We start from the raw sequence: 22,443 nt of genomic DNA, 5'->3' as shown, positions 1-22,443 counted from the left end.
CGACACGCGTACTCTCCTCATGGATACGGACCCGGACGGGCGCAATTCAACCGGCCGTGGCCGGGGTCAGGCAATAATGGCCGATCAACTGCCGCAACAGCTGTACGGTAGGTTGTAACCGTGACATTTCAAGGTATTCGTCTGGTTGGTGCGCGCAGGCGATGTCGCCGGGCCCCAGCACCAGGGTTTCGCAACCAAGGCGCTGAAGATAAGGCGCTTCGGTGCCGAACGCCACTGCTTCGGCACGATAACCGGTGAGCCGTTCGGCCACACGGACCAATTCGGAGTCCTCGGCCTGTTCGAACGGCGGCACTTCGGGGAACAGCGGCGCATAGTCGATCTTGACCTTGTGCCACTCGGCGATGGGCGCAAGCTTCTGCCGGATCGCCGCCCGCAACACCTGCGGATCCATGCCCGGCAAGGGCCGCAGGTCGAATTCCATGGAACACTGGCCGCAGATCCGGTTGGGGTTGTCACCGCCGTGGATGCAGCCGAAGTTCAGGGTCGGTTGCGGCACGGTGAACTGCGGGTTACGGAATTCGCGCTGCCATTGCAGGCGCAGGCCGCGCAGCTCGCCCATGGCGTCATGCATGGCTTCGAGTGCGCTGTGGCCCAGGCTCGGGTCGGAGGAATGACCGCTGCGCCCGAGAATATCGATGCGCTCCATCATCACCCCTTTGTGCAGGCGAATTGGCCGCAGGCCGGTCGGCTCGCCGATCACCGCGGCACGCCCCAACGGCCGTCCCGCCTCTGCCAGCGCCCGGGCGCCGGCCATGGAGCTTTCTTCGTCGCAAGTGGCGAGGATCAGCAGCGGTTGCTTGAACGGTTGGTCCAGCAAGGGCTTGACCGCTTCGATGGCCAGGGCGAAAAAGCCCTTCATGTCACAACTGCCCAGGCCGACCCAGCGGCCATCGACCTCGGTGAGTTTCAGTGGATCGGTCTGCCACAGCGCGCCGTCGAACGGCACCGTGTCGCTGTGCCCGGCCAGTACCAGGCCGCCGGGGCCGCTGCCGAAGCTGGCCAGCAGGTTGAATTTGCCAGGGCTGACCTGCTGGATATCGCACGAGAACCCCAGCTCGCCGAGCCAGCCGGCCAGCAGTTCGATCACGGCGCTGTTGGACTGGTCCAGCCCGGGTTGGGTGCAACTGACCGAAGGTGCGGCGATCAGGGCAGCGAATTGATCTTTCATGGACGGCAAAGGCATCGCTGACTCCGGCTTACAGATTGGTACCCATCATAGAACCATCTGTAGAAAGGAATAAACCGTTGCGGCGCGCAGGATGGACGAGTCCTGTACACTGCACGGCCTTGGCAGCCACACCTTCCCCCGGCTGCGCACCCGATCCCTGGATTTTCCGGCCATGCAGAAAGAAACCGAAATCAAACTCCGCGTCAGCCGCGAGACCCTGGCAGCCCTGCGCGAGCATCCGCTGCTGAAAAAACGCCTCAAGGGCGGCTGGGAACAGCGTGACCTGATGAACCAGTACTTCGACACGCCCGAGCGCGATCTGGCCCGCGCCAAGGTCGCCCTGCGCCTGCGTCGCGACGGCGAAGAGGTGATCCAGACCCTCAAGACCCGCGGCCAGAGCATCGCCGGCCTGTCCGAGCGCAACGAATACGATTGGCACCTGCCCAAGGCCAAGCTCGACCTGAAGAAGCTCGACGGCGAATGCTGGCCCGAGGCGCTGGCCGAACTGGACAAGAAGACCCTCAAGGCCATCTTCACCACCGATTTCGTCCGCGAACGCGCTGAAATCGCCTGGGGCCGTGGCAAAGCCAAGGTGGTCATCGAGGCCGCGTTGGACCTGGGCCACGTCGTCGTAGGCAAGCAGAAGGAAGAAATCTGCGAGCTGGAGCTGGAGTTACGCGAAGGCGAACCCGCCGCGTTGCTGGAACTGGCCGCCGAGCTGGCCGAAACCCTGCCCCTGATGCCCTGCGACATCAGCAAGGCCGAGCGTGGCTATCGCCTGCACGACGCCGGTAGCTACGCCCTGAGCCTGCCGGCCCCGCCCCTGAACGCCGAAATGCCGCTGGACGAAGCCTTCGCCGCACTGAGTTGGCATTTGCTCGGCAGCAGCCAGCGCCTGGCCGAGCAATACCGTTTCAACGGCCACTGGCGCCTGTTGCAGGACTGGGTGGAGAACCTCGTCGAACTGCGCGCCCTGCTCAGCAGCCTCGGCCAGGCCGCACCGCGTCAATCGACCCACGCCCTGCGGGTGGCCCTCGACGCCTTGCTGGAAGACTGGCGCCCGCTGGTCCAGGCCGGCCTGGACGACGAAGACGTACGCAAGGCGGCCCCGGAACAGTTCCTCGAAGAGCTTCAAGACCCGCGCTGGGGCCAACTCTCCCTGAGCGCCTCACGCTGGCTGCTGGCTCGCAGCTGGGCCGTCGACCGCAACACCCGCGGCAACCGCCAGGGCGCGGCACAACTGGGCAACTGGCTGCCTCACCTGCTCGGCGAAGAAGCCTCGTCCCTGCAATTGCAACGTTACCAGCAGCAGCCGGAAGATCTGGCCGAGCAATTGCCGCGCATCGAACGGATCCAGGTCTGGCTGCACCACGCCCGCCAGGCGCTGGACATCCCGGAAATGGACCGTCTGTACGGCGAACTGAACAAACTGGCGCAACTGGCCAACCAGCCGATCACCGACGAAGCGCTGGATGCGCGCAAGCAACAGGCGATTGCGGTGTACCAGAATCGGGCCTGGAAGACCTTGTTGCGTCTGTAATAGCGCTATCGCGAGCAGGCTCGCCCCCACATTGGATCTGACCTTTGTGAAGGCGGGCTTGCTCCGGGTGAGATCCGACAATGAGCCCCGTCCAAACGCCTTGAAACAAGCTCACCGCAGCACCGGCAAACTCGTCGTCGACTTGATTTCCGACAACGCCACGATCGAGTTCACCTCCTGGATTCCCGGCACCATCGACAGCTTTTCGAAAAAGAATCGCTCATAGGCCTCGATGTCCGCCGTGACGATGCGCAACAGAAAATCCACCGACCCCATCAGCACGTAGCATTCCAGCACCTCGGGAAAGCCACGGATCGCATCGGTGAATTCGGTGAAATTCGAGCGCCCGTGGGTGTTGAGTTTGATCTCGGCAAAAATCTGCGTGTTGAGGCCAATCTTCTTGCGATCCAGCAAGGTCACCTGGCCACGAATGATCCCCTCTTCCTTCATCCGCTGGATCCGCCGCCAGCACGGCGACTGGGACAAACCCACCTGTTCGGCGATCTGCGCGCTGGACAGCGAAGCGTCCTCTTGCAGCAGGGCCAGTATCCTGCGGTCGTAGCCATCCAACTCATCGTGCATAAATAAACCCATGATTACCTGATATGAGAATCACACAATTCGCATATCTCGTCTAAACACCCATCTTAGATAAGAAATACCCCGCGCCCCATGTAAATATTTCTCCCGGCATTCCAGGAGACTCAACATGCCCCCACTTGAAGCCGTCACCCCTGTTTCGACCCGCGCCGATGTCTGGCACCTGCACAATGTTCATTGTCGCGCCCATTACCAACTGCTGGCCGAAGCCGAACCAGACCTGCTGTGCCGGGCGCTGAACCTGTTTGCCTTGCAAGGCCTGACACCGCAGCAGGTCCAGGTCGAACGCCACGACGATCTGCTGTCGATGACGATACTCATGGAGGGGCTGAGCTGGCACCGTGCCCAGGTCATTGCGGAAAAACTTCGTAACCTGATCAGCGTGCACGCGGTGAACCTGCAGGACGCTGATAGCGCGCAGGCCGAGCCAGCCCAAGCGGTCGGCTGAGCCGCGGGCGCAAGAATTCGAAACGCATTGGTCGGGTAGTGGCCCAACGGTCCATAGGGCCGGGGCTATCCTTTTGCAGACGAGCAGGACGCCGAAGCGTCTATATCGCGGCTTTGCTGCAATTGTCCAATAGGAAACCCACATGTCCACCAAACACGCCACTCAGGACCGCTGGCTGGACCTCAATGATCTGCTGCGCCAACTGGTCGCCCAAGGCTTCATCAGCCAGGACTCGGCCGAAACCGCGCTCAATGCCCGCCGGCGCCACAGCGCCAGTGCCCAAGTGCATCCGCTGGAGTTCATCGCCAACCAGCACCTGGATGACTTGAGCCGCCCCGGCAAGCACCTGGACCTGGAAAGCCTGACCCTCTGGCTGTCCCACCAGGCCGGCCAGTCCTACATGCGCATCGACCCGCTGAAGATCAACGTGGCGGCCGTGACGCCGTTGATGTCCTATGCCTTCGCCCAACGCCACAAGATCCTCGCCGTGGCGGTCGACCGCGACGCCGTCACCGTGGCCAGCGCCCAGCCCTATGTCAGCAGTTGGGAAGCGGACCTGACCCACGTGCTCAAGCTCCCGGTCCGGCGCGTGGTTGCCAACCCGGTGGATATCCAGCGCCTGAGCGTGGAGTTCTATCGCCTGGCCAAATCGGTCAGCGGTGCCAGCGTGGCCGACCAGCCGTCGAGCAGCCAGGGCAATTTCGAACAACTGCTCAACCTGGGCGCCAGCGACCAGGAGCCGGACGCCAACGACGCGCACATCGTCAACATCGTCGACTGGCTGTTCCAGTACGCGTTCCAGCAGCGCGCCAGCGATATCCACATCGAGCCGCGCCGCGACCAGGGCACCGTACGGTTTCGCATCGATGGGGTGCTGCACACCGTTTATCAGTTCCCGCCGCAGGTGACGATGGCGATCATCAGCCGCCTCAAGACCCTGGGACGAATGAACGTCGCGGAAAAACGCAAACCCCAGGATGGCCGGGTCAAGACCAAGACCCCCGACGGCGGTGAAGTGGAGTTGCGCTTGTCGACCCTGCCGACAGCGTTCGGCGAGAAGATGGTGATGCGGATCTTCGACCCGGAAGTGCTGCTCAAGGACTTCGACCAGCTCGGTTTCTCCGCCGACGACCTGCGCCGCTGGCAGGACATGACGCGCCAGCCCAACGGCATCATCCTGGTGACCGGGCCCACCGGTTCCGGCAAGACCACCACCCTCTACACCACCCTGAAGAAGCTGGCGACATCGGAGGTCAACCTCTGCACCATCGAAGACCCGATCGAGATGGTCGAGGCGTCCTTCAACCAGATGCAGGTCCAGCACAACATCGAACTGAACTTTGCCGCCGGCGTGCGCGCCCTGATGCGACAAGACCCGGACATCATCATGATCGGCGAGATCCGCGACCTGGAAACCGCGGAAATGGCCATCCAGGCTGCACTGACCGGACACCTCGTGCTCTCGACACTGCACACCAACGACGCGCCGAGCGCCATCAGCCGCCTGTTGGAACTGGGCGTGCCCCATTACCTGATCAAGGCCACCGTGCTGGGCGTCATGGCGCAGCGCCTGGTGCGCACACTGTGCCCCCATTGCAAGAGCCCGCTGACCCTGGACGAAGATGACTGGCAAACCCTGACACGCCCCTGGCAGGCCCCGCTGCCGAGCAATGCCCAACAGGCCGTCGGCTGCCTGGAATGCCGCGACACCGGTTATCACGGTCGCGCCGGGGTCTACGAAATCATGCAACTGACCGACAGCGTCAAGGCGCTGATCCATCCGGACACCGATCTTTTGGCGGTACGTCGCCAGGCGTTCAAGGAAGGTATGCGCAGCCTGCGGTTGTCCGGTGCGCAAAAAGTGGCTGCCGGCCTGACGACCGTCGAGGAAGTGCTGCGGGTCACTCCCCAAAGCGAGCAAAAGTGAGGCAGGCGACGCTTGACCGGACCGTCATGGAACTGAATCGAGGCGCAAGTAATCCAAACCCATAGTTAACCCAGTGGAGTCACCTATCATGCGTCTCAAACTTGCTGTCGCGACCCTAGCCCTGCTTTCTTTGCCTGTGGGCTCGGCAATGGCCGACACGTTTTGGCGTAACGTCATCTCTTCCGGTGCAACCACCGGTTCTACCTACCTGACCTTCAAGGATCACAAGCTGATCGTCGCCGCCCAGGACGACGCCGGCAGTTTTGTCGCCAGTGACGGCAGTATCCGTGGCCCGTACCTCGAGGCCGCGATGCAAAAAGTCCGTGCCGACAATCCAGGCCTGCAGGCCACCGACATGGAACTGGCCAACGCGATCCTGGCGAAAAACGCCGTCGCCCAGGACTGATTCCCGGCCAATAAAAATGCCGCTCGATCGAGCGGCATTTTTTTGCCCGGCGAACCCCAGGCCTGTGTTTACTCGCCGATAGCCGCTGCGTAACCCGCGGCATCCAGCAGCTTGGCCAGGTCAGCATCGGCATTGGATGGCTTGACCTTGAAGATCCACGATTCGTATGGCTCATTGTTCAGCGCTTCCGGCTCGCCGCTCAGGCCTTCGTTCACTTCGACCACTTCACCCGCCACTGGCGAATAGATGTCCGATGCCGCTTTCACCGACTCCACCACGCCCGCCGTATCACCGGCCGCGAAGACCTTGCCGATTTCCGGCAGCTCGACAAACACCACGTCACCCAGCGCTTCCTGGGCGTGGTCGGAGATACCCACCACGATCAAATCGCCTTCCTTTCTCGCCCATTCATGGCTTTCGGCAAAACGCAACTCGACAGGGATGTTGCTCATATTCTGTGTCCTCAAATGAAAGTTTCAGCAGCCAGCGGCCTGCCGCAAAGAGTTAGATCAGGGTTTTGCCATGGCGGACGAAGGTCGGCTTGACCACCCGTACCGGGTACCACTTACCACGAATTTCTACCTCGGCACGGTCGGCGGTGGCCATCGGAACGCGTGCCAGGGCGATCGACTTGCTAAGCGTAGGAGAAAAACTACCACTGGTGATCTCCCCTTCGCCAACATCGGCAATGCGAACCACCTGATGGGCGCGCAGAACGCCGCGCTCCTCCAACACCAGCCCGACCAGTTTGTGCTGCACGCCCTTCGCCAACTCGGCTTCCAGCACGCTGCGCCCGATGAACTGGCGGCTCGCCGGTTCCCAGGCGATGCTCCAGGCCATGTTCGAGGCCAGCGGTGAAACATCCTGGTGAATGTCCTGGCCGTAGAGGTTCATGCCGGCCTCCAGGCGCAAAGTGTCGCGGGCGCCAAGGCCGATGGGAGAAATGCCGGCACCCACCAGGTCGTTGAAGAAACTCGGGGCTTCGTGGGCAGGCAGGACAATTTCCAAACCATCCTCGCCGGTGTAGCCAGTGCGGGCGATGAACCAGTCACCGTCGGCGCGACCTTCGAAAGGTTTGAGTTGCTGGATCAACTGGCCGCGCGATTGCGCCACCAGTTCGGCAATCTTGTGGCGCGCATGGGGCCCCTGGATCGCCAGCATCGCCAGTTCGGAACGCTCATGCAGTTGCACGTCGTAGCCGGCGAGCTGGGCTTGCATCCAGGCCAGGTCCTGATCGCGGGTCGAGGCATTGAAGACCAGTCGATAGCCGTCCTCGACGCGGTAGACGATCATGTCGTCGACGATACCGCCGCGCTCATTGAGCATGGCGCTGTACAAGGCGCGCCCCGTGTCTTGCAGGCGATCGACATCATTGGCCAGCAGGCGTTGCAGCCAGGCCTTGGCCTGGGGACCGGCGATATCGATCACGGTCATGTGGGATACGTCGAACACGCCGCAGTCGCGCCGCACCTGATGGTGTTCTTCAACTTGCGAGCCGTAATGCAAAGGCATATCCCAACCGCCAAAATCGACCATCTTCGCGCCGAGGGCGAGATGAAGGTCATACAGAGGCGTGCGCTGTCCCATGGGTTTCTCCTTCCGGGCTTGGCGAAGGTGCGGCAAGTCCGACAGACGGACCGCACCGAATGCCGCGCATTGTAGCCGCATGATGTAGGACTGACACCTAGCTGTTTCGATGGGCCGAACGTCGTATCAAGCCGATGACCGGCAACAATCCCACCAGCACCAGGGTCAACGCCGGCAATGCGGCGCGGGCCCATTCGCCTTCGCTGGTCATTTCGAAAATCCGCACCGCCAGGGTGTCCCAGCCGAACGGACGCATCAGCAAGGTCGCGGGCATTTCCTTGAGGACATCGACGAACACCAGCAGCGCCGCGCTCAGGGTGCCGGGCAGCAGCAACGGCAGATACACTTTGAAGAACAGTCGCGGCCCACTGACCCCGAGACTGCGTGCAGCTTCAGGCAGCGACGGGCGAATCCGCCCCAGGCTGCTTTCCAGCGGGCCGTAGGCCACGGCCAGGAAACGCACCAGATAGGCCAGCAACAGCGCGGACAGGCTGCCCAGCAACAACGGTTTGCCCGCACCGCCAAGCCAGGTCGACAACGGGATGACCAGCTCGCGATCCAGATAGCTGAACGCGAGCATGATCGACACCGCCAGCACCGAACCGGGCAAGGCATAGCCCAGGTTGGCCAGGCCGACGCCGGCCCGGATCGGGCGGGTCGGCGCCAGCCGTCGGGCGAACGCCAGCAGCAAGGCGACAGACACCGTGACCAGCGCCGCCAAACCGCCCAGGTACAGCGTGTGGAGGATCAACCCGGCATAGCGCTCGTCCAGGTCAAAACGACCGCGTTGCCAGAACCACACCACCAGTTGCAAGACCGGGATGACGAACGCGCAGGCAAACACCAGGAAACACCAGCCACTGGCTGCCATGGCCTTGAGGCCGCGCAAGGTGTACAGCGCCTTGGCCCGGGGGCGCTCGTTACTGGCCCGTTGGGCACCGCGGGCGCGGCGTTCGCCATAGAGCACCAGCATCACCGCCAGCAACAACAGGCTGGCCAGTTGGGCAGCGCTGGAGAGACTGAAGAAGCCGTACCAGGTCTTGTAGATGGCAGTGGTGAAGGTGTCGAAGTTGAACACCGACACCGCACCGAAGTCCGCCAGGGTTTCCATCAGCGCCAGTGCCACGCCCGCACCGATGGCCGGCCGGGCCATCGGCAGGGCCACGCGCCAGAACGCCTGCCACGGCGATTGTCCGAGCACTCGGGCCGCTTCCATCAAGCCTTTGCCCTGGGCCAGGAACGCACTGCGCGCCAGCAGATAAACGTAGGGGTAGAAAACCAGCACCAGCACCAGGATCACGCCACCGGTGGAGCGGACTCGCGGCAGGCGCAGGCCCGTGCCCAACCACTCGCGCAGCAGCGTCTGCACGGGGCCGGCGAAATCCAGCAGGCCCACGAAGACAAACGCCAGCACGTAGGCTGGAATCGCAAAAGGCAGCATCAACGCCCAGTCGAGCCAGCGTCGTCCGGGGAATTCGCACAGGCTGGTCAGCCAGGCGAGACTCACGCCCAGCAGCGTCACCCCCACCCCGACCCCCAGGATCAACGTCAGGGTGTTGCCCAGCAGGCGTGGCATCTGGGTGTCCCACAGGTGGGACCAGATCTGCTGGTCGATGCTCTGCCAGGACAGCAGCAGGACACTCAGGGGCAGCAGGACCAACGCGGCGATGGCGAAGACCAGGGGGTACCAGCGGCGTTGGACGGGGTGGGTCAAGGAAGGCTCTCGTTCAAGTGATGCATCGGCAGGCACACAGAATTCTGTGGCGAGGGGATTTATCCCCGTTGGGTCGCGAAGCGACCCTGGTAGAGCTCCTGGTTACATCAGGCGAATGCTTTTTTTGGGCTTGCTTCGCAAGCCCACGGGGATAAATCCCCTCGCCACAAGGGACCTTGCCCGTTTGTTCAGTTCCAGCCAGCCCGATCCATCATGCGAATGGCTTCGGCCTGGCGCTTACCGGCCACTTCCACCGGCAAGGTATCGGCCTTGAACTTGCCCCAGGCCGCCACTTCCTTGGACGGCTCGACTTTCGGGTTGGCCGGGAATTCCTGGTTCACGTCGGCAAAGATACTTTGCGCCTCCGGCGTGGTCATCCACTCCACCAGTTTCTTCGCGGCTTCCGGGTGCGGCGCATATTTGGTCAGGCCGATGCCCGAAAGGTTGATGTGCACGCCACGATCCGCCTGGTTCGGCCAGAACAACTTCACCTTCAGGTCCGGCTTCTGCTGGTGCAGGCGACCGAAGTAGTAGGTGTTGACGATGCCGACGTCGCATTGCCCGGCGTTGATCGCCTCAAGCAAGGCCGTGTCGTCGGAGAACACGTCAGTGGACAGGTTCCGGACCCAGCCCTTGAGGATCTCCTCGGTTTTTTCCGCACCGTGGGTCTCGATCAGCGTGGCGGTCAGCGACTGGTTGTAGACCTTCTTCGAGGTCCGCAGGCACAGGCGACCTTCCCATTGGTCACCCGCCAGGGCTTCGTAGGTGCTCAGTTCGTCGGGTTTGACCCGGTCGGTGGAGTAGGCAATGGTCCGCGCCCGCAGGCTCAAGCCAGTCCAGGCGTGGGAAGAAGCGCGGTATTGCGAAGGAATGTTGGCGTCGATCACCGGCGAAGTGAACGGCTGGAGAATGCCCATCTGCTCGGCCTGCCAGAGGTTGCCGGCATCGACGGTGAGCAGCAGGTCGGCGGTGGCGTTCTCGCCTTCCGCCTTGATCCGCTGCATCAATGGCGCCTCCTTGTCGGTGATGAATTTCACCGATACGCCGGTCTGCTTGGTGTAGGCATCGAAGACCGGCTTGATCAGTTCGTCGATACGCGAGGAATAGACCACCACCTCGTCGGCAGCCTGGGCGGCAGTGGCGCCGATCAGGGTCAAGGCGAGGGCGGACAGCAGGCGTTTGGGTGCCGACATGGGAGCAGTCTCTCGATGAATGAAGTGCGCAAATGATAAGGACTCACATTTGGCAGCTCAATCGAACAGTCGGTGGACACATTTCCAAATGTTGCAACTGCCCCACATTCATCTGTGGGGCAAGGCTCGCCTGCGATGGGGCCTGCCCACTAGGCCTTGGCCAAATCCGGCAAATCCCCGGTCAACCCCAGCGCCTCGCGCACGAACAGCGCCTTGGCCTCAGGCAGGTGGTCCACCAGTTTCAATCCGGTGTTGCGCAACCAGCGCACCGGCAAGGGATCGGCCTGGAACAAGCGCTCGAAACCTTCCATCGCCGCCATCAGCGCCAGATTGTGAGGCATGCGTCGGCGCTCGTAGCGACTCAGCACCTTGACGTCCGCCAGTCGCTCGCCACGTCCGGCCGCTTGCAACAACACTTCGGCCAGCACGGCGGCATCGAGGAAGCCCAGGTTCACCCCCTGCCCGGCCAGCGGATGGATGGTATGGGCCGCATCACCGATCAGCGCCAGCCCTTCGGCCACGTAGCGCTTGGCATGACGCTGGCGCAGCGGCACGCACAGGCGCGGGTCGGCGCCCAGCACCGTGCCGAGCCGACCTTCGAAAGCCCGTTCCAATTCACTGCAGAACTGGGCGTCATCGAGCGCCATCAAGCGCTGCGCCTCGCCGGGTGTGGTCGACCAGACGATCGAGCACCAGTCGTGCTCGCCGTCTCGCTCCAGCGGCAAGAAGGCCAGCGGGCCGTTGTCGGTAAAGCGCTGCCATGCCGTCATCCGATGCGGCCGGGCACTGCGCACGCTGGTGACGATGGCGTGGTGCAGATAATCCCACTCACGAGTGGCGACACCAGTAAGGCGGCGCACGGCCGAGTTCGCACCGTCGGCGGCGATCACCAGCGGCGCGCGCAAGGTGCGGCCATCGGCCAGGGTCAGCAGCCAGTCGTCGCCGGAGCGACGCATCTGCTCCAACCGGGCATTGGCCAGCAGACCCAGGTCGCAGTCATGCAGGCGATCCAGCAAGGCGTCCTGCACGACACGGTTCTCGACGATATGCCCCAGCACCTCGGCATGCAGGCTGGCGGCGGAAAAATGGATCTGCCCGGTACCGCTGCCGTCCCACACGTGCATGTCGGTGTACGGACTGGCGCGCCGGGCGGTGATGCCGTCCCAGACGCCCAGGCGCTCGAGAATCCGCTGGCTGGCCGCCGACAAGGCGCTGACCCGCGGCTCGAACGCCGCCTGCGGGTCGAAGGGTTTGACGCTCAGCGGACTGCCGTCGAGCAGCAGCACTTGCAAGCCGCTGCCCTGCAACGCCAGCGCCAGGGCGCTGCCAACCATACCGGCGCCGACAATCAGCAGATCTGCACGCAATTCCATGCTTCAAGCCTGTTTTGCGGGCGACATGAGCCACCCATGAAAAGAATAATTAATCCCACACATCGGGCCGAGTCCCCAGGCCCATGGCCTGACGGGCGAACCAGCGCTTGGCCGGCGGCAGCAGGTCCAGGCCCAGCAGGCCCAGGTTGCGGCCCACGGACACCAGCGGCAGGCTGCTGCTGAACAGGCGCGTGACCTGGTCGGAGAACCCCACGGTCAGGGTCTGGTCCAGGCGCTGGCGCTCGCGATAGGCCTGCAGCACGGCAAAATCTCCCGGCGTGGTGTCGCTGTCGAGCAGGGCATCGGCCAGGACCTGGGCATCGCGCAGGGACAGGTTGAACCCCTGCCCGGCAATCGGGTGCAGGCTGTGGGCAGCGTTGCCCAGGATGGCCAGGTGTGGCCGTACCTGTTCTTCGGCCTCCACCAACGCCAACGGGTAAAGATGTCGCGCGCCCACTTGTTTCAGGGTGCCCAGGCGATAGCCGAACACGCCCTGCAATTCGCTGAGGAAGCTGCGCTCGTCGAGGGCCGCCAGCCGTTGTGCGTCCATGCCCTGGCGGGTCCAGACCAGGGCGCAACGGTTCTCCGGCAGCGGCAACAAGGCCATCGGGCCATCGTCGGTGAAGCGTTCGAAGGCCATGCCGTTGTGGGCTTCGCCGGGGGTGATGTTGGCGATCAGGGCGCTCTGGTCATAAGGTCGGTTGCGCACCCCGACGCCCAACTGCTCGCGCAGGTTGGAACGGCCACCATCGGCCAACACGGCGAGGTCGCACTCCACGGTAGTCTCGTCGTCGAGGGTCAGGCGATAGCCATCGACCAGAGGTTCCATCCGGATGACTTGCGCCGGGCAGTGCCAACTCACCACGTCTTTATCGAGGCCTTGCCAGAGGCACTGGCCGAGCCAGGCGTTCTCCACCACGTAGCCCAGGGCCGGCACGCCTTCTTCCATGGCCGACAGCCGCGCCGTGGAAAAGCGCCCGCGGTCGGACACGTGGATCTGTTTGATCGGCTCGGCGCGACGGGAAATCGCCTGCCAGAGCCCCAGCCGCTGATAGATCTGCCGGGCGCCATAGGACAACGCCGAGGAACGGGCATCGTAGCTTGGCTGCCAGGCATCGCCGGGGGCGAAGGGTTCGATCAACATGATTTTCCAGCCACGGACCTTGGCGCCGGCCTGCAGGGCCAGGGCAAGGCTGGCGCCCACCAGGCCACCGCCGACGATCGCCACATTGACCCGGCTCATGCTGCGCGAGCCCGTGCGGCGGCCATCAGGGCCTCTATTTCGGCGACCGTTTTCGGCACACCGCTGGTCAGGATTTCACAACCGGTCTTGGTCACTACCACGTCATCCTCGATGCGCACGCCAATGCCGCGCCATTTCTTCGCCACGTCGCGGTTGTTCGGGCTGATGTAAATGCCCGGCTCCACCGTCAACGTCATGCCGACCTCTAGTACCCGCCATTCGCCACCAACCCGGTACTCGCCCACATCGTGCACGTCTAGGCCCAGCCAGTGACCGGCGCGGTGCATGTAGAACGCCCGGTGGGCCTCGCTGGCGATCAATTCGTCCACCTCACCTGCCAGCAGCCCCAGCCGCACCAGCCCCTCGGTGATGACCCGGACCGTGGCTTCATGCGCCTGGTTCCAGTGCTTGTTCGGTGCGATCTCGGCAAATGCCGCTTCCTGGGCGGCCAGCACCACTTCATAGATCGCCTTCTGCTCGGGCGAAAACTTGCCGTTGACTGGCCAGGTGCGCGTGATATCGCTGGCATAGCAGTCGATTTCACAACCGGCGTCGATCAGCACCAGGTCACCGTCCTTGAGCAGCGCGTCATTCTGTTGGTAATGCAGGATGCAACTGTTGTTGCCTGCCGCGACGATCGAGCCATAGGCCGGCATCTTTGCCCCGCCCTTGCGGAATTCATAATCCAGCTCGGCTTCCAGGCTGTATTCGTACAGCCCCGGTCGCGCCGCCTGCATCGCCCGGACATGTGCCTGGGCGGAAATCCGCGCCGCTTCGCGCATCACCTTCACTTCCGCGGCTGATTTATACAGGCGCATGTCGTGCAGCAGGTGATCCAGGGCAACGAATTCGTTCGGCGGCTGGGCGCCGAGGTGGGCCTTTGAGCGAATCACGTTGATCCACTCCATCAGGTGCCGGTCGAATTCCGGGTTGCTGCCCATGGCCGAATAGACCCGGTCGCGGCCTTCGATCAGGCCCGGCAGGATGTCGTCTATATCGGTGATGGGAAACGCGTCGTCGGCGCCATAGTCACGGATCGCCCCTTCCTGGCCGGCCCGCAGGCCGTCCCACAATTCACGTTCGGCGTTGCGCTCGCGGCAAAAGAGGATGTATTGGCCATGGGCCCGGCCCGGCATCAGCACCAGCACCGCTTGCGGCTCGGGAAAGCCGCTGAGGTACTGGAAGTCACTGTCCTGACGGTAGACGTGCTCGACGTCGCGGTTACGGATCGCAACCGCGGCGGCGGGCAGGATTGCAATGCTGTTGGGCTCCATCTGCGCCATCAAGGCCTTGCGGCGACGGCTGTATTCCGATTTCGGGATATAAATCATGGGCAGACGGTATTCCCTCTAAAAATCAATGCAAGGACGGCTTGGCGGCCGCCGCATCGGTTTTCTTGGTCTCGGTGAACAGCAGCAATGGCGCGACCCGCAGGTACTCCATCACTTCCATGTAGTCGCTTTCGCCGTCGTCGGACTCTTCCAGGGCATCCTGGACCTGGGAAATCGCGGCCAGGTCTTGCAACACTTCCTTGGCCTCTTCGCTCAATGCGTATTCGCGGCGGGTCAGGCCGAAGCCCGCGAGGAAGCCCTGGCACCACTGGCCCAGCGCAGCGGCGCGCTCGGCCAAGGGAGCATCGTCGGTGGGCAACAGCAGGACGACGGTCATGTCGTCGCTGGTCAGCTCGCCCTTGACCATTTCCTGCAGGCCGATGAGGGCGTTGCGGACGTTGTCCGCCGGCTCGCCTTCCAGCAGTTCGGCGGCGTCGGCCAGCCAGCCGTCGGCCTCGAAGCCGGCACCGGCGCAGCTGCGACCAAGCAACAAGCCATGCAGTTCGGCAGGCGAGACGGGATGGCCGCTGGTGCTCAGCAGGGTGGCAAAGGCTTGATACGGGGAATTCTGAATGGGCATGGGCAGCTAGGCGCCAGACGGCGCTATGTCTAGAATGGAGGCCTTGTATCCTACATCGACAGACTCGCCAAAACCATAAAGGCCGTGCGACCCACCGCCCTCCATCAGACACAATCTTCAGTGGACACAATGGAAGACAACGACCTGCAAGCGCTGATGGCCAGACTCGAATTGCTAATTGACCGGGTCGAGCAACTTAAGAGCCAAAACAGACTCCTATTAGCTCAGGAAAAAACCTGGCGCGAGGAACGCGCGCACCTCATTGAAAAAAACGAAATCGCCCGGCGTAAGGTCGAATCGATGATTTCGCGCCTCAAGGCCCTGGAGCAAGACTCATGAGTTCAAGCAATAGCGTTACCGTGCAGATCCTCGATAAAGAGTATTCGATCATCTGTCCCCAGGAAGAGCGCAGCAACCTGGTGAGTGCCGCCCGCTACCTGGACGGCAAGATGCGCGAGATCCGTAGCAGCGGCAAGGTCATCGGTGCCGACCGGATCGCCGTCATGGCCGCCTTGAACATTACCCACGACCTGCTGCATCGCCAGGATACGCCGGTGCAGGTCAGCGGCTCGACCCGCGAACAGGTGCGCGACCTGCTCGAGCGAGTGGATTTGGTGCTGGCCACCGATCCGGACGTCAGCAAGGGCTGATTCGCGAGGCAGCCTGGGGTATACTGGCGCCACTCCCTGGGGTGCTTGCCAGTTGGTGATGTCCCTGAGCCGATACGCACAACCACGGGGGTTGCACGTTGGGGCCGGTGTGCATGTCCGCTTGACGGAAAGCCTTAACGCCCCCTGCAACTTCCACCTTGAACTCTCGGGTTCAAGGGCTAAGCCGACAGCGGTTCATCCGGGGAGCCTGGATTTTCAGACAATGCCAGTCATCACGACTGGCATTGTTGTGTCTGGCCCAGGCATTTTCGAGCCAGGCCATTTGCGGTTACGCTGTAAAGCCGTAGCCAATCTCGAAGTCCGGACATGAGCGACCCTGCGCTGCTGCCCCGCCCGCAACTGCGACGCCTGCTGCGCCAGGCCCGTCGAGCCCTGACTCCCGCCCAGCAACGCGATGCCGCCCGCGGGCTCTATCGACAACTGGCCCAGCACCCGTTGTTTCGCCGAGCCCGCCACATCGCCCTGTACCTGCCCAACGATGGCGAAATCGATCCGCGCCTGCTGCTGCGCGCAGCCCAGCGCCGAGGCAAGGCCACCTATCTGCCGGTGCTCAGCCCCTGGCCGCAGACCAAGATGGTTTTCCAGCGCATCCATCCCGGCGAAAAAATGCAGCCCAATCGGTTTCGTATCCCGGAGCCGCGCAAGAACATCGCCCGCCAACGCAAGGCCTGGGCGCTGGACCTGGTGCTATTGCCCTTGGTGGGTTTTGACGATGTCGGCGGTCGGCTGGGCATGGGAGGCGGCTTCTATGATCGAAGCCTGGCGTACCTGGCGAGGCGCAAGCAGTGGTGCAAGCCGACATTGCTGGGCCTGGCTCATGAGTGTCAGAAAGTCGAACGCTTGGCACAAGCAAGTTGGGACGTACCACTGCAAGGAACGGTCAGTGACCGGCAATGGTACATCGCGCAATAGGCGCCACTCGGCGGCGCCTGGAAGACGGTTCAGCGTTTAAGCGACGGCGCGGGTTGGGTGACGTCCACGGGTGTTTCGGCCTTGCTGGCCCACAAGCTCTGGGCGTAACCCGTGGTCACGACACCCAGGCCGAACAGAATGACCAAGATCCACAACAAATCCGGTTTGCGTTTCATCGATTGCCCCCCTCAAGGCATATCCCACACGATGACAGCAGCGGTTTTCTTATTTGGCCGTGCAGCAGCGTCAAGCTTGGAGGCCGGCATTTTGCGGCAACCTGAACCGTCACGCAAACTCTGGCGTCAACCGACTGTCGGTTTGTCATAAAATCGCTGAACTTTTTTTCATCATCGCCCAGGAGTAGAAAACATGGCCTATTGGCTGATGAAATCCGAGCCCGACGAGTTGTCCATCCAAGCCCTGGCAAAACTCGGTCAGGCATGCTGGGACGGGGTGCGCAACTACCAGGCGCGCAATTTTCTGCGGACCATGGTGGCGGGCGATTCATTTTTCTTTTACCACTCCAGTTGCCCCGAGCCGGGCATCGCCGGCATCGGCAAAATCATCCAGGCAGCGTATCCCGATCCGACAGCCCTGGACCCGGACAGTCATTATTTCGACCCCAAGGCCAGCCCGGAGAAAAACCCCTGGACCGCGATCGACGTGGCCCATGTCGAGACGTTTGCCCGCGTACTGAAGCTCGACTATCTCAAGCAACAGACTGCCCTGGCCGAAATGCCGTTGGTGCAGAAAGGCTCGCGACTGTCGGTGATGCCAGTGACGGCCGAGCAATGGGCGACGGTGCTCGCACTGCGCTGATCGTTCAAGAGTTGATGGACATCAAGCCGGGTCTGTCAGCGATCCTGCAGACTCTCATGCTATTGCCGCAGGATGCCGCACATGTCCACGAACCCACGTACTTCTCGTTTCTTTGCCCTCGCATTGCTGACCGTGCTGCTGGCCGCCGGCGGCTTCGGCTACTGGAAATCCCGGCATGACCGCCTGCCGGACGGCTTGAGCATGGGCAACGGTCGCCTCGAGGCGACCGAAGTCCAGATCGCCAGCAAGTCGCCCGGGCGCCTGGCCGACGTCCAGGTCCACGAGGGCGACAAGGTCACCAAAGGCCAATTGCTGGCGCGCATGGACACCCGCACGCTGGAGGCCCAGCGCAGCCAGGCGGAAGCCGAGGTGATCCGGGCCCGGGAGAACCTCGCCGCCAACGAGGCCAACGTGCAACTGCGCCAGAGCGAACAACTGCTCGCCCACCAGGAACTCAAGCGGACCCAGGAGCTGTTCAAGCGCGGCTATGCCAGCGGCCAGGCTATCGACCAGCAACAAGCTCGCATGGACACCGCGAATGCGGCGCTCAACGCCGCCCGGGCCCAGGTGTCGGCTGCAACTGCCGCGATCGGCGCGACCCAGGCCCAGGTCGCCCAATTGACCAGCGAAATAGACGACAGCAGCTTGCGCGCCCCCATCGACGGGGTCATCCAACTGCGCCTGGCCGAACCGGGAGAAGTGCTGGGCGCGGGCGGGCGCGTGCTGTTGATGATCGACCCGAACGACCAATACATGAACCTGTACCTGCCGGCATCCGTGGCCGGGAAACTTGCCGTGGGTGACGAAGCGCGCCTGCTGCTCGACGCCTTGCCCGAACGACCGTTGCCGGCAAGGATCAGTTTTGTCTCCGCCAAATCCCAGTTCACCCCCAAGGAAGTCGAAACCCGCGATGAGCGCCAGAAGCTGGTGTTTCGGGTCAAGGTCCACCTGACCCGCCCCGGCGAAGTCCCCCAGGCCAAACCCGGCATGCCCGGCGCCGGTTATGTCCGCATCGTCCCCGTCGAATGGCCGGCCAACCTGCAATGAGTTCGCTCAACGAACCGGCGCTGCAAGCCTCGGGACTCGAGCACCGCTACGGCGCCTACAGCGCCTTGAGCGATATCAGCTTCAGCCTGCCCGCCGGTACGCGCTGCGGCCTGATCGGCCCCGATGGGGCAGGCAAATCGAGCCTGCTGGGGTTGATCGCCGGGGTCAAGAAACGCCAGGGAGGCCAACTGCACGTACTGGGCGCCTCGATCGAGAACCGACGGCATCGCAAGACCCTCTATCGACGCATTGCGTTCATGCCCCAAGGGCTGGGCGGCAATCTTTATCCTGACCTGTCGATACGCGAGAACATCGGTTTTTTCGGCACGCTGTTCGGACTATCGAAGAAGGAATGCGAGCAGCGCATGGGCCAATTGCTGCTCGCCACCGACCTGCAGCGCTTTGCCGACCGCCCGGCCGGTAAGCTGTCCGGTGGGATGAAGCAGAAGCTCGGCCTGTGTTGCGCGCTGATCCACGAACCGGACCTGCTGATCCTTGATGAACCCACCACGGGCGTCGATCCTTTGTCTCGCCGACGCTTTTGGGAGCTGATCGAAGACGTCCGCCGCCAACGTCCGCAACTGACCTTGCTGGTTGCCACGGCGTATATGGAAGAGGCCGAGCAATTCGAGCATTGCCTGATGCTCGACGGTGGTCGCCTGATCGCCCAGGGGCTGAGCACCGAGCTGGCGGTCGTCACGCCCGACGGCAAGCTCGACTCGGCCTTCACGCACTTCCAGGGCAGCAAGGTTCGCGACGCCGGGCCACTGGTCATTCCTCCCAGGACCGACGACAACACCGAAATCGCCATCCAGGCCCGAGACCTCACCTTGCGTTTCGGTGATTTCACTGCGGTCGACAGCGTCAGTTTCGCCATCGGGCGCGGCGAGATCTTCGGCTTCCTGGGCTCCAATGGCTGCGGCAAGACCACCACCATGAAAGTGCTGACCGGGCTGATCCCCGCCAGCGAAGGCGACGCCCGCCTGTTGGGCAACCCGGTCGACGCCAAGGACCTCGCCACCCGCAAACGGGTAGGCTTCATGTCCCAGAGTTTTTCACTGTACGGCGAATTGAGCGTGCGCCAGAACCTGGACTTGCACGCCAGGCTGTTCGACCTGCCGCCGGCCGACAGCCGCCCGCGCATCGAGGCGTTGATCCAGCGCTTCAACCTCCAGGCGCTGGCCGACCAACCTTCCGGTGCACTGCCCCTGGGCCTGCGCCAGCGTCTGTCCCTGGCGGTGGCGGTGCTGCACCGTCCGGAAGTGCTGATCCTCGATGAGCCGACCTCCGGCGTCGACCCGGCGGCGCGCGACGACTTCTGGCGGTTGCTGGTCGAGTTGTCCCGCGAACAGGGCGTGACCATTTTCCTTTCCACCCATTTCATGAACGAAGCCCAGCGCTGCGACCGGATTTCGCTGATGCACGCCGGCAAAGTCCTGGCCTGCGACACACCGGCGGCCCTACAGGCCCAGTTCAATGGCCAGACCCTGGAAGCGGCGTTCGTCACTTGCCTGGAACAAGCCCAGGGCGAGACACGACAAGATTCCGCCCCCGTGACCCTGGACAGCGCCGCCCTCCTGCAAGACCGCCCGGGCCTGCGCCTTGGTCGGTTGCTGGCGGTCGCGAGCCGGGAAGGCAAGGAGCTGTTGCGCGACAAGGTGCGACTCGGATTCGCCTTGCTCGGCGCCTTGTTCATGATGATCATTTTTGGCTACGGCATTTCACTGGACGTGGAGAAACTGGCGTTTGCCGTGTTCGATCAAGATCAGAGCCCGCAAAGCCGTGCCTATCTGGAAGCATTTCGCGGCTCGCGTTATTTCGAGGAGCAGCCAGCGATCCGCAATGCCGGCGAACTGCACCGACGCTTGCAACGTTCGGAAATCAAATTGGCGCTGGAGATCCCGCCGGGTTTCGGCCGCGACCTGTTTGCCAGTCGACAACCCACGGTCGGCGCCTGGCTGGACGGCGGCATGCCATTTCGCGCCGAGACCAGTCGCAACTACGTCGAGGCGGTGCATCAGGCCAACCTCGAACAACTGGCCGAACAGAGCAGCGTGGCGCAGAACCCATCTGCCACGGCCAGGCTGGAAACCCGGTTCCGCTACAATCAGGACGTGGTCAGCGTCAACGCCATCGGCCCGGGGGTGATGGCGCTGATCCTCGCATTCATCCCGGCCATGCTGACGGCCCTGGGCATCGTCCGGGAAAAGGAGTTGGGTTCAATCACCAACTTCTACGCCACGCCCCTGACGCGCCTGGAATTCCTGCTCGGCAAGCAAGCGCCCTACCTGGCGGTCAGCCTGATCAACCTCGCCTTGCTGACGGCGATGAATCGCTGGCTGTTCGGCGTGCCGTTCAAGGGCAGCGGCCTCACGCTGGCCTTCGGCGGCTTGCTCTACGTGCTGGCGACCACCAGCATGGGCCTGTTGATCTCGGCGTTCACCCGCACCCAGATCGCCGCGATCCTCGGCACGATGATCCTCACCAGCCTGCCGACTATCCAGTTCTCCGGGCTGATCGTGCCCCGCTCTTCCCTGGGCGGTGCGGCCTCGGTGATGGGCCAGTTGTTTCCCGCCGGATACTTCCTGGACATCGCCGTCGGGACCTTCACCAAGGCTCTCGACCTGCGCCAGCTGTGGCCGCAATGCCTGGCGTTGGCGGGATTTTTCCTCGGTTTCACCGGACTCAGCCTGCTCATGCTGAAGAAACAGGAGGCTTGATGCACGCGCTCTCACATATCTGGCGCCTTGGCCTCAAGGAACTGACCAGCCTGCGGTACGACTCGGTGCTCCTGCTGTTCCTGTGCTATGCGTTCACGGTGGCGATCTACATGCCGGCGGCCGGTTCGGTGATCGGCGTCCACAACGCCAGCGTGGCGATGGTGGATGAAGACCACAGCCACCTCTCGCGCCAACTGGCGCAATCGCTGCTGCCACCCGAATTCCAGGCGCCGATGGCATTGCCCTATGGCGAACTGGATAAAGTCATGGACAGTGGGCGCTACACCTTTGTCATCAACGTGCCCGCCAACTTCCAGGCCGACCTGCTGGCCGGGCGCGAGCCGGCACTGCAACTGAACGTCGATGCCACGGCCATGAGCCAGGCGTTCATGGGCGCCGGCTACATCGGGCGGATTTTCCAACGCGAGCTGATGGCTTACGGTGGCCAGGCCGGGGTCGGCGAAAAAACGCCCATACAGTTGAGCACCCGCGCACTGTTCAACACCAACCTGGAGGGTGGCTGGTTCCTGGCGGTGATCCAGATCGTCAACAACATCACCATCCTGGCAATTATCCTGACGGGCACCGCGCTGCTGCGCGAGCGCGAGCATGGCACCCTCGATCACCTGCTGGTGTTGCCACTGACGGCGCTGGAAATCATGTTGGCGAAAATCTGGAGCAACATGCTGGTCGTGGTGCTGTGCACCTGGATGTCGCTGCAAATCATCGTCAAGGCAGCCTTGGGTGTGCCGCTTGCGGGCTCCATGGTGCTCTTTCTATCGGTGACGGCACTCTACCTGTTCGCCAGCACCGCACTGGGCATCTTTCTCGCAACGCTGGCCCGCTCGACACCACAGTTCGGCTTGCTGGCGATCCCGGTGATCATCCCGATGCTGCTGCTGTCGGGCGGCAGCACACCGCTGGACAGCATGCCGCAATGGCTGCAATGGGTGATGCAAGGGTCGCCGTCGACCCATTTCGTCAGCCTCAGCGCGGCCATTCTGTTCCGCGACGCCGGTGTTGGCGTGGTATGGCCGGACCTGCTGGCGCTGGCGGCGATCGGGCTGGTGTTCTTCGCCATCGCCCTGGGGCGATTCCGCAAAAGCCTGGCGTCTTGACCCCACGAGCAACAGCCCCGGGCCG

22 protein-coding genes and 1 other RNA gene are annotated in these 22,443 nt (G+C 63.1%); 12 read left to right on the top strand and 11 right to left on the bottom strand.

Annotation, left to right across the window (positions count from 1 at the left end):
- Positions 1-46: 46 nt before the first annotated feature.
- On the bottom strand, positions 47-1,204 hold the full coding sequence (argE, locus tag N4Q37_RS09565) for an acetylornithine deacetylase (protein WP_260957324.1): 1,158 nt from the start codon (positions 1,202-1,204) through the stop codon (positions 47-49).
- Between the two features lie 157 nt (positions 1,205-1,361).
- On the opposite strand from argE, the gene N4Q37_RS09560 reads away from it, so the two are divergent.
- Entirely contained in the window at positions 1,362-2,729 is a 1,368-nt protein-coding gene (locus N4Q37_RS09560) for a CYTH domain-containing protein (RefSeq protein WP_260957675.1), read from the top strand.
- A gap of 111 nt (positions 2,730-2,840) precedes the next feature.
- Here the strand turns inward: N4Q37_RS09560 and N4Q37_RS09555 are convergent, their stop codons facing one another.
- Positions 2,841-3,311, bottom strand: coding sequence for an Lrp/AsnC family transcriptional regulator (locus N4Q37_RS09555; RefSeq protein ID WP_260957323.1), 471 nt, complete (start codon positions 3,309-3,311; stop codon positions 2,841-2,843).
- A gap of 127 nt (positions 3,312-3,438) precedes the next feature.
- Here N4Q37_RS09555 and N4Q37_RS09550 point away from each other — a divergent pair, with 127 nt between their 5' ends.
- The 3 genes from N4Q37_RS09550 to N4Q37_RS09540 all read left to right on the top strand — a co-directional run bounded on the left by N4Q37_RS09550 (position 3,439) and on the right by N4Q37_RS09540 (position 6,110).
- The gene (locus tag N4Q37_RS09550; RefSeq protein WP_260957321.1) at positions 3,439-3,777 is read left to right on the top strand and encodes a hypothetical protein; all 339 of its coding nucleotides are present in this window, start codon (positions 3,439-3,441) and stop codon (positions 3,775-3,777) included.
- Between the two features lie 142 nt (positions 3,778-3,919).
- Complete coding sequence (locus N4Q37_RS09545; protein ID WP_260957319.1) at positions 3,920-5,704, top strand: GspE/PulE family protein; 1,785 nt, start codon at positions 3,920-3,922, stop codon at positions 5,702-5,704.
- A gap of 85 nt (positions 5,705-5,789) precedes the next feature.
- A complete protein-coding gene (locus tag N4Q37_RS09540; RefSeq protein WP_172680574.1) occupies positions 5,790-6,110 on the top strand; it encodes a DUF2388 domain-containing protein in 321 nt (106 codons plus the stop codon).
- A 68-nt stretch (positions 6,111-6,178) separates the two neighbouring features.
- On the opposite strand, the gene gcvH is transcribed toward N4Q37_RS09540, so the two are convergent.
- From gcvH to N4Q37_RS09500, 8 genes are all read right to left on the bottom strand, one after another.
- A complete protein-coding gene (gene gcvH / locus N4Q37_RS09535) occupies positions 6,179-6,562 on the bottom strand; it encodes a glycine cleavage system protein GcvH (protein WP_260957317.1) in 384 nt (127 codons plus the stop codon).
- A gap of 52 nt (positions 6,563-6,614) precedes the next feature.
- Positions 6,615-7,697: a glycine cleavage system aminomethyltransferase GcvT gene (gcvT, locus tag N4Q37_RS09530; RefSeq protein ID WP_260957315.1), complete on the bottom strand. Its 1,083-nt coding sequence runs from the start codon at positions 7,695-7,697 to the stop codon at positions 6,615-6,617.
- Between the two features lie 97 nt (positions 7,698-7,794).
- On the bottom strand, positions 7,795-9,411 hold the full coding sequence (locus N4Q37_RS09525; RefSeq protein ID WP_260957312.1) for an ABC transporter permease: 1,617 nt from the start codon (positions 9,409-9,411) through the stop codon (positions 7,795-7,797).
- Between the two features lie 188 nt (positions 9,412-9,599).
- On the bottom strand, positions 9,600-10,604 hold the full coding sequence (locus N4Q37_RS09520; RefSeq protein WP_260957310.1) for an extracellular solute-binding protein: 1,005 nt from the start codon (positions 10,602-10,604) through the stop codon (positions 9,600-9,602).
- Between the two features lie 149 nt (positions 10,605-10,753).
- Complete coding sequence (locus N4Q37_RS09515; RefSeq protein WP_260957670.1) at positions 10,754-11,971, bottom strand: 2-octaprenyl-3-methyl-6-methoxy-1,4-benzoquinol hydroxylase; 1,218 nt, start codon at positions 11,969-11,971, stop codon at positions 10,754-10,756.
- A gap of 55 nt (positions 11,972-12,026) precedes the next feature.
- Positions 12,027-13,220: a 2-octaprenyl-6-methoxyphenyl hydroxylase gene (gene ubiH / locus N4Q37_RS09510; protein WP_260957308.1), complete on the bottom strand. Its 1,194-nt coding sequence runs from the start codon at positions 13,218-13,220 to the stop codon at positions 12,027-12,029.
- On the bottom strand, positions 13,217-14,551 hold the full coding sequence (gene pepP / locus N4Q37_RS09505; protein ID WP_260957307.1) for a Xaa-Pro aminopeptidase: 1,335 nt from the start codon (positions 14,549-14,551) through the stop codon (positions 13,217-13,219). Before pepP ends, ubiH begins: the two co-directional genes overlap by 4 nt.
- 25 nt (positions 14,552-14,576) lie before the next feature.
- Positions 14,577-15,131 carry a YecA/YgfB family protein gene (locus tag N4Q37_RS09500; protein ID WP_260957303.1) on the bottom strand — a complete coding sequence of 185 codons (555 nt, stop codon included), beginning with the start codon at positions 15,129-15,131 and terminating at the stop codon, positions 14,577-14,579.
- A gap of 129 nt (positions 15,132-15,260) precedes the next feature.
- Between N4Q37_RS09500 and N4Q37_RS09495 the strand changes: the two genes are divergently transcribed.
- The 4 genes from N4Q37_RS09495 (at position 15,261) to N4Q37_RS09480 (ending at position 16,714) form a co-directional block, all read left to right on the top strand.
- The gene (locus N4Q37_RS09495) at positions 15,261-15,470 is read left to right on the top strand and encodes a TIGR02449 family protein (RefSeq protein WP_260957301.1); all 210 of its coding nucleotides are present in this window, start codon (positions 15,261-15,263) and stop codon (positions 15,468-15,470) included.
- Entirely contained in the window at positions 15,467-15,781 is a 315-nt protein-coding gene (locus N4Q37_RS09490; protein WP_260957299.1) for a cell division protein ZapA, read from the top strand. Before N4Q37_RS09495 ends, N4Q37_RS09490 begins: the two co-directional genes overlap by 4 nt.
- A gap of 30 nt (positions 15,782-15,811) precedes the next feature.
- A non-coding RNA gene (ssrS, locus tag N4Q37_RS09485) (6S RNA) lies at positions 15,812-15,991 on the top strand.
- 117 nt (positions 15,992-16,108) lie between these two features.
- Entirely contained in the window at positions 16,109-16,714 is a 606-nt protein-coding gene (locus N4Q37_RS09480; RefSeq protein ID WP_260957296.1) for a 5-formyltetrahydrofolate cyclo-ligase, read from the top strand.
- A 29-nt stretch (positions 16,715-16,743) separates the two neighbouring features.
- Here N4Q37_RS09480 and N4Q37_RS09475 read toward each other — a convergent pair whose 3' ends face one another.
- Positions 16,744-16,890, bottom strand: coding sequence for a hypothetical protein (locus N4Q37_RS09475; protein WP_260957295.1), 147 nt, complete (start codon positions 16,888-16,890; stop codon positions 16,744-16,746).
- 193 nt (positions 16,891-17,083) lie between these two features.
- On the opposite strand from N4Q37_RS09475, the gene N4Q37_RS09470 reads away from it, so the two are divergent.
- The 4 genes from N4Q37_RS09470 (at position 17,084) to N4Q37_RS09455 (ending at position 22,418) form a co-directional block, all read left to right on the top strand.
- A complete protein-coding gene (locus tag N4Q37_RS09470; RefSeq protein WP_260957293.1) occupies positions 17,084-17,533 on the top strand; it encodes an EVE domain-containing protein in 450 nt (149 codons plus the stop codon).
- An 81-nt stretch (positions 17,534-17,614) separates the two neighbouring features.
- Positions 17,615-18,580 (top strand): HlyD family secretion protein, encoded by a 966-nt coding sequence (locus N4Q37_RS09465; RefSeq protein ID WP_260957292.1) that lies wholly within the window; start codon positions 17,615-17,617, stop codon positions 18,578-18,580.
- Complete coding sequence (rbbA, locus tag N4Q37_RS09460) at positions 18,577-21,300, top strand: ribosome-associated ATPase/putative transporter RbbA (RefSeq protein WP_260957290.1); 2,724 nt, start codon at positions 18,577-18,579, stop codon at positions 21,298-21,300. The genes N4Q37_RS09465 and rbbA overlap by 4 nt, the downstream gene beginning before the upstream one ends.
- Positions 21,300-22,418 (top strand): ABC transporter permease, encoded by a 1,119-nt coding sequence (locus tag N4Q37_RS09455; RefSeq protein ID WP_260957288.1) that lies wholly within the window; start codon positions 21,300-21,302, stop codon positions 22,416-22,418. Before rbbA ends, N4Q37_RS09455 begins: the two co-directional genes overlap by 1 nt.
- Positions 22,419-22,443 lie beyond the last annotated feature (25 nt).

This window comes from Pseudomonas citri, from assembly GCF_025336485.1.
Taxonomy (GTDB): Bacteria; Pseudomonadota; Gammaproteobacteria; order Pseudomonadales; family Pseudomonadaceae; genus Aquipseudomonas; species Aquipseudomonas citri.
Note: the sequence above shows the minus strand (reverse complement) of the source record. Positions and strands in the feature narration are given on the sequence as shown.